This is a genomic window from Haemophilus sp. C1, from assembly GCF_001276515.1.
In the GTDB taxonomy this organism is placed as follows: Bacteria; Pseudomonadota; Gammaproteobacteria; order Enterobacterales; family Pasteurellaceae; genus Haemophilus.
This window is the reverse complement of record NZ_LDVZ01000037.1, coordinates 1-7,551: the sequence shown is the minus strand read 5'-3', so window position 1 is coordinate 7,551 and position 7,551 is coordinate 1. Positions and strand designations below refer to the sequence as shown.

The following is a 7,551-nucleotide window of genomic DNA, read 5'->3' as shown; positions in this document are numbered from 1 at the left end:
TAAGCTGTTCTTTTGGTGCTCCAAAGTTAAACCGAAATTCACATTCCTTCAAGAATAAAGGAAAGTTTTTTCGGTCGGTTCCATTATATTTTCGGAGGATTCTCTTCACCTGACTCCAGAAATTTTCTATTCCATTTATGTGGTTTTGTTTCACCGCAAATAGTTCGGAATGATTGATTCGTTCGTGGTGAAATTTGCTCACATCAAGGGCATCATAGCTTAGATAAGTATCGGTATAAACCCAGCTGTCAGGCTTGATTTTCCTCACAATAACAGGCATTAATGTCTCTGTTTTGGTATTTTCTACCTCTACTGTAAATACTTTTCCTTGTCGCTTTAACAAACCGAATACAGCAACTTTTCCTGCTGCGCCTCGACCTCGTTTTCCTTTACGATGACCGCCAAAATAGCTTTCATCAAGCTCAATTTGACCATCAAAAACCTCATCGGCTTCAAGGGCTAAATGATAGCTAATGACTTCACGAATTTTTCGGTAAAACAAAATCGCTGAATTGGCTTGGATACCGAGTAAATCAGCCGTTGCTCGGGCTGTTACTTCTAATACAAAAAATTCAAGGCGCTTATTTTGTATAGATTTCTTTAATTTACAATGAGTTATCTTCATTTTTATAGATTAGCACACTTGCTAATCTACGTCAGCCCCAAAACTAAAGCCTTGATTATCAAGGCTTTAGTTTTGTCAATGTAGCTTGGCAGGGTCATCTTCTAGTAAATTAACATCAATAATATTTTCCCAGTCAAAAACTTTTATTTTTTGCTCTTTAGGATTAAAGAAATCAACTCCAGATAAATGTTTTTCTTTTATTCCTAGCCATTGAGTAAAACCATACATAAAATTAAATGCCGATTGTTTTTCATTAATTTCTATTCTTTTAATTGAATCACTTGAAAACATAATAAATGGAACTTCGTAGTCTTGTTTATATAAATTACTAACATGTAAGGAATCATTTTTATGTGCTAAACCATGATCTGAAAAATATATCACGGAAAAAGATTCATTATTTTTAATTAATAAATTATTTATATTTTCAATGAATTTATCGGTGTATTTTATTGATTCTAAATAACAAGACATTTGTTGATTGATAAAATAATTTTCAACTTTATAAGGTAATCTTTCACAAAAAATTGGGTGCGAGCCCATTAAGTGTAATACTATTAATTTATTTGTATTTTTTTTCTTTTTCCAGAATCTCTTTAAATTTTGGCAATAATTCAGTATCAAATTTTTTCTTAGTGTCATACCATAAATCTTTTGTAAAAAAATTGTAATCTGCATTAACTCCTAAGCGAGACGCCATAGTGTCATATTCTCCAATTTTCCCTTGATTTGAAAGCCAATATGTTTTTATATTTGCTAATTTTAATAGAGAAATTATATTGTCAGTATAAACTGTTTTATAATTTTCCTGTCTATATAGTGTTCTTTGTAACGATGGCTGTGTATTTGGTGCTTCAGAATAGTAATTATTAAAAATAGTACCATTTATACTCTCTAAGAATGGAGTTGTCTTGATTGGATAACCATATAAGGACATATAATCCTTTCTCATACTCTCACCAATAATAAGAATGTAGTTCTTATATTTAGGTGAGACAGAGACAATTTCCCACTTGGAGTCCTTATTAAATGATTCATCAAGAAAATGTTTTTGTTTGAAATACTCTGAGGTTACCCTGACCATATTCAGAATAAAAAGACAATGGATAGAACTTAGATTGAGATAAGTAATATGAATAAGATATATTGGATGATTTTGATTTTATAATGCCGCTAATTGGCTTTATTAATATGTAAGAAAGGAGCGTTATCCATATTAAAATAAATATTTTTTGTTTCTTTATTAAGTTGATAGAATTGCTTGCTTGCTTGCTTGCTTGCTTGCTTGCTTGCTTGCTTGCTTGCTTGCTTGCGTATATTGTACTAATAAATATACAAGAATAAATACTCATTAAAATATAAATATAATTTGGTATCGAAGATAAATATTCTAATGTTTCGTTTATGTTAGTTTCGTATATTGAGACTATAATTCCAAAAGAGGGACCACCATAAGATACTCCTGCTGGATAATAAATTATAGAGGTTATAAATAATATACTAGACGTAATCAAGCCAATGATTCTTGATGATGAAAATATTAATATTAGAAAAATATATAATATGGCTAGATGAAAAAATGTTTCCTGTATGGGCTTTTCCTAAGCCAATATTTGTTAGGAATGAAAAAATAAAAAGCGATAAATGAAAAAATATATTCACTTTATTTATTTGATGTTTTAAAGTTGTTGTTTTCAATGTATTTCTCTCTTTAATATATGAAATAATCAATAAAAATAATTTGATTCTGACTTATTAACTTTTTTATTGTTTGTTAGTTACAAACAATCTTAACTGCAAGTCCACCTTGCGATGTTTCGCGATACTTGGCATTCATATCTTTGCCTGTTTCGTACATTGTTTCAATCACTTTATCCAAGCTTACTCTTGGATTAGTGGTACGGCGTAAAGCCATACGTGATGCATTGATTGCTTTTACTGAAGCAATCGCATTGCGTTCGATACAAGGTACTTGAACTTGACCGCCAACAGGGTCGCAAGTTAAGCCTAAGTTATGCTCCATTGCAATTTCAGCTGCGATGCACACTTGTAGTGGATTGCCACCCAGAATTTCAGCTAATCCTGCTGCTGCCATTGAACAGGCCACACCCACTTCCCCTTGACAACCCACTTCTGCGCCAGAAATCGAAGCGTTCATTTTATAAAGCGAACCAATCATACCTGCAGCTAATAAATAGCGTTCAATGATTTCAGGTGTTAATGGCGAAATGAATTTTTCGTAATAAGCTAATACCGCAGGAATAATCCCACACGCACCGTTAGTTGGGGCTGTAACTACGCGTCCACCCGCTGCATTTTCTTCATTGACAGCAAGCGCAAACATATTGACCCAGTCGATCACGCGCATTGGATCGTTAGATAAATTCGTATTGGCTTGCAACACACGATAAAGTGAAGCTGCACGACGTGGTACTCTTAAAGGGCCGGGTAATATGCCTTCTGTGTGAATACCGTGTTCAATACAAGCCTGCATCGTTTTCCAAACATTCTCTAGATGAGCACTAACAGCTTCTTTGCCATGCAAGGCGATTTCATTTTCCAACATCACAGTGGAAAGCATTAAGCCATTATCACTGCAATGTTTTAAAATATCTTCGGCATTTTTGTAAGGATAAGGCACTTGAACTGTGGTTTTTTCTTCTTTGCCAAAATGGGCTTCATCGACAATAAAACCACCACCAATCGAATAATAGGTTTGGCGATAAAGCTCTGTGCGATTTTCATCAAGGGCGGTAATTGTCATACCATTTTCGTGCAATTTTAAAAAAGTGCGGTGGAAAATAAGATTATTTTCAAAATCAAATTTTACCGTTTTTTGACCAACATTAATTGGTAAAAGCGCAGTTTGTTTCACTTTCTCGATGAAACCTGAAATCATATCGATATCCACATTATGTGGTAAATAACCCGCTAACCCCATAATTATGGCGATATCTGTACTGTGACCTCTCCCTGTCATCGAAAGAGAACCATATACATCCACATGAATTTCAGCGGTTTGTTCAAACTGATTTCGTTTAATTAAGTCGTCTATAAATTGTTTGCCGGCTTTCATTGGACCGACAGTATGGGAACTGGATGGCCCAATTCCCACTTTAAACATATCAAATACGCTAATCATAAATTTCTCAAAATTCGTTAAAAATTAAAGGCGATTATAATAATCCATAAACAACCGCAGAAATAGCAATTAGTCCCATAATTGTTACAAAAACATTACTGAAACGTCCGCTGTAGCGTTTCATTGCTGGGATTTTGCGAATCGCGTACATTGGCATGATAAACAAAATCATCGCAATGATTGGGCCGCCAAGAGATTCGATTAAGCCTAAGATACTTGGATTAATAATCGCAACGCCCCATAAGGTTAATAAGAAGAAAAGTGCGGTCGCATAATTGAGTTTTTTACGATTTACAGATTCGCCTTTCATTTTCAAATATAAGCCTTCTAAGCCTTCACGTGCGCCCATATAGTGACCGAAGAATGAGCTAGTAATCGCTAAGAATGCAACAAGTGGGCCAAAATAAGAGATATATGGGTTATCAAATTTATTCGCTAAGAAAGACAAAATACTAATATTCTGTTCTTTTGCTGCCACTAACTCTTCAGGTGTTAGTGTTAATACACAGCTAAATACGAAGAACATTACGAAGAATAACAAAATCGTTGAGGTGCCTTTTTCTGTATGGCCGATATGGCGTTCTGCACCATCGAAAGTTTTGTATTCACGGAATTGTGAGCAAGTAAAAGAAGAAATTGCTGGCGAATGGTTAAATGAGAATACCAATACAGGAATAGTAAGCCACAATGTGGTGACAAAACCGCCTGCTGTTGGGAATTCATGTAACATCGCACCATTCCATTCTGGAATTAAGTAAATAGAAAGAACAAATAAAATTAATACCAACGGGTAAACAAGCCATTCTGTGATTTTTAACATCACTTTTTCATTAAATAACATCACGGAAATCAATACCGCAATTAATACAAAAGAGAGAATGACTCGATTTGGTGACGCCATCCCAAGTTGATTCACAATAAAAGAATCTACGGTATTAGTAATACCATTACCGTAAATTAAAAGAATTGGGAAAATCGCAAAGAAATAAAGGAGGGTGATAAGCTTACCCGCTGTTTTACCAAAGTGTTCTTCCACTACTTCAGTAATATCGCTGCCAGGATTTTTTGATGAAAGTACAAAATAGGCTAAGCCACGGTGAGCAAAATAGGTCATTGGTCCGACGATAATTGCCATTAAAACTAACGGCCAAAATCCACCCATCCCTGCGTTAATCGGTAGGAATAAGACGCCAGCGCCAACTGCCGTACCGAAAAGGTTTAACATCCATGTTGCATCAAATTTGTTCCATTTGAGTTTTTCTGTTGGTTTCATAGTTTGCTCCAAAGCATAAATTACTTAAATTTGTCAATTTGCAGAGCAAAATACGCTCTAACTAAATTTGAGTATTATGTTATGCCGATAAATAGAGAATCTCAAAGAGTAAATTCTAAAATTGTGATCAAGTTAAAATTTTTTTATAAAAAGTGCGGTAATTTTCAGCGACAAAAAAATCGGTGCGATCACGACACCGATTGCGTATAAAAATAAATGAAATTAGAACCGCACTTTTTTCAATCTTAAGGCGTTCATCAATACGGAAATTGAACTCATTGCCATCGCTGCGCCTGCAATCACTGGATTTAGAAAACCTAAAGCAGCAAGGGGGATGCCGAGAATATTGTAAATCAAAGCAAAAAATAGATTTTGTTTGATATTTTTCAAGGTTGCTCTTGCAATAAAAAGCGCATCCACAAGTTGATTCACCGAATGTTGCATAAGCGTTGCTGAGGCCGTTTGTTCTGCAATATCTGAACCTGATTTCATCGCAAAACTGACGTTTGCAGCGGCTAAAGCAGGCGCATCATTTATTCCATCACCTACCATTGCTACAACATGACCTAGAGCTTTCAGATTTTGAATTTGTTCCGCCTTATCTCTAGGGCTGAGGCCTCCAAAGGCTTTCTTAATGCCGAGTTGTTTAGATATGTAATCCACGACAGATTGTTGATCGCCACTCATAATTACTACATCAATATTTTGCTGTTGTAAGCGTTGAATGGCATGCAAGCTATCGTTTTTTAAGGTATCCGTCAGCGCAAATGCGCCAATAGGTTCATCATTTATAGATACCGCGACAATGCTCGCAATTTGCCAGATATCCTCTAAATTTTTAGGCAAGATTAAACCGCAATAATCTGGTTTGCCTACTTTTATTGTTCCTACTTGTTCTAATTCGGCTTGAATGCCTTGACCGACTTCCATCTTTGAAAAAAGTGCGGTGGGAATTTCTAACATTTTTTGTTCTGCTGCTTGCACAATAGCTTTTGCAATTGGGTGGTTAGCTTGTCGTTCAACGGCTGCGGCAAAACGATACAAATCGTCTTCAGAATATACCGCACTTTGTGGTTGCCATAGTGCTGAAATTTCAAGCTCTCCCTTTGTTAGTGTGCCAGTTTTATCAAGTACAACGGTATCCACATGGGCAGTTCCCTCCATTGCTGCTGCATCTTTAAACCATACGCCAGCATTAACCGCTTTACCTAAACCAACCATGATGGATGCTGGTGTGGCTAATCCCAAGGCACAAGGGCAAGCAATCACAAGCACGGATACCGCATGAATAAGTGAAGACACACTATCATTCGTCAGAACGTAGGTGAGTGCGAAAGTAATAAGTGAAATCAGTAATACAGCAGGTACAAACACTGACGCAACTTTGTCAGCAAATCGTGCAATTGGCGCTTTTGAACCTTGCGCATCTGATAATGCATTCATCATATCGCCAAGTAAGGTTTGGCTACCAAGCTGATTCGCTTGATAGATGATAGAACCTTCAGTTACCATCGCCCCCGCTAATACTTTTCCACCTTTCTGTTTTTCTTCTGGACGAGATTCACCCGTTAAATGACTTTCATCACACCACCCATTTCCACTTTCAATTATGCCGTCTGCTGCAATACGCTCGCCTTGATTGGCACGAATGATCTCTCCAATATTGACTTGGTCAAGGGCAATTTCAGTCCATTTGTCATTACGTAGTGCAGTGACTTTTTTCGGTGTCAGTTGCAAGAGCATGCTTAAGCTATTTAGGCTGTGCTTTTTAGTGCGATCTTCAAGAAATTTTCCAAGACTGACAAAACCAATCACCATAACAGAAACTTCAAAGTACACATGTCCCATTGCATGATTGTCGTGGTAAAACAGCATAAAAGCAGAATAAAGATAAATAGTGAGCGTTCCTGTGCTGACCAGTACATCCATATTGGCAAGTCCACCACGAATACTACCGATTGCTCCGCGATAAAATGGAATGGCTAACCAAAGTTGCACAATGCTCGCTAATGCAAATTGCCAAATCGGCGGTAACATTAAGTTATGGGAGTCACCTATCATACCAAGCATTCCAATCAGAAATGGAATATTGATTATCCAAAGTACGATTAATCGCCAAGGGATTGATGTATTTTTTTCTATTGGTAATTCGTTGGTTTGTTTGATATGGGCAGAGAAACCTGTTTTATGAATAATCTCGATAATTTGAGTTTCGCTTGCTTGCGTAGCGTCAAATACCACTTGTGCTTCTTCGGCAGCAAAATTTACGCCTGCTTGTTGCACAAATGGTTTTTTATTTAAAACTTTTTCAATGCGATTGGCACAAGATTGGCAGGTCATCCCACCAATCTGAATCGAAATTTTTTTACTCTGTGGCATCAAATCCAGCATCTTCAATGACCTCAATCAACTGTGCAATATTGACTCGATTTTCATCAAAAGTAATATTCGATTTACCCTCTAATTGCACATCAGCAGATTGTACACCATCTAATTCAGTTAAAACTTGAG

Annotated in this window: 5 protein-coding genes and 1 pseudogene; all 6 read right to left on the bottom strand. The window is 36.4% G+C overall.

The genetic code is table 11. The features are described from left to right. Positions 1-625, bottom strand: a 625-nt coding sequence (locus tag ABW51_RS09130) for an IS1595 family transposase (protein WP_053466495.1), incomplete at its 3' end; no start/stop codon positions are given. 75 nt (positions 626-700) lie between these two features. After that, positions 701-1,977: pseudogene (locus ABW51_RS10170) on the bottom strand (phosphoethanolamine transferase). A 422-nt stretch (positions 1,978-2,399) separates the two neighbouring features. Beyond that, entirely contained in the window at positions 2,400-3,767 is a 1,368-nt protein-coding gene (locus ABW51_RS09120; RefSeq protein ID WP_053466494.1) for an L-serine ammonia-lyase, read from the bottom strand. 34 nt (positions 3,768-3,801) lie between these two features. Further along, complete coding sequence (locus ABW51_RS09115; RefSeq protein ID WP_053466493.1) at positions 3,802-5,040, bottom strand: HAAAP family serine/threonine permease; 1,239 nt, start codon at positions 5,038-5,040, stop codon at positions 3,802-3,804. Between the two features lie 222 nt (positions 5,041-5,262). Then, on the bottom strand, positions 5,263-7,431 hold the full coding sequence (locus tag ABW51_RS09110; RefSeq protein WP_053466492.1) for a heavy metal translocating P-type ATPase: 2,169 nt from the start codon (positions 7,429-7,431) through the stop codon (positions 5,263-5,265). Further along, positions 7,406-7,551 (bottom strand): heavy-metal-associated domain-containing protein (locus tag ABW51_RS09930; RefSeq protein WP_082318438.1); only part of this gene is annotated, 146 nt, incomplete at its 5' end. The genes ABW51_RS09930 and ABW51_RS09110, both read right to left, overlap by 26 nt.

What these genes read in the sequence shown, in the direction of transcription:
- ABW51_RS09120 (WP_053466494.1), bottom strand. Translation starts at nt 3,767, where the DNA reads ATGATTAGCGTATTTGATATGTTTAAAGTGGGAATTGGGCCATCCAGT.
- ABW51_RS09115 (WP_053466493.1), bottom strand. Translation starts at nt 5,040, where the DNA reads ATGAAACCAACAGAAAAACTCAAATGGAACAAATTTGATGCAACATGG.
- ABW51_RS09110 (WP_053466492.1), bottom strand. Translation starts at nt 7,431, where the DNA reads ATGCTGGATTTGATGCCACAGAGTAAAAAAATTTCGATTCAGATTGGT.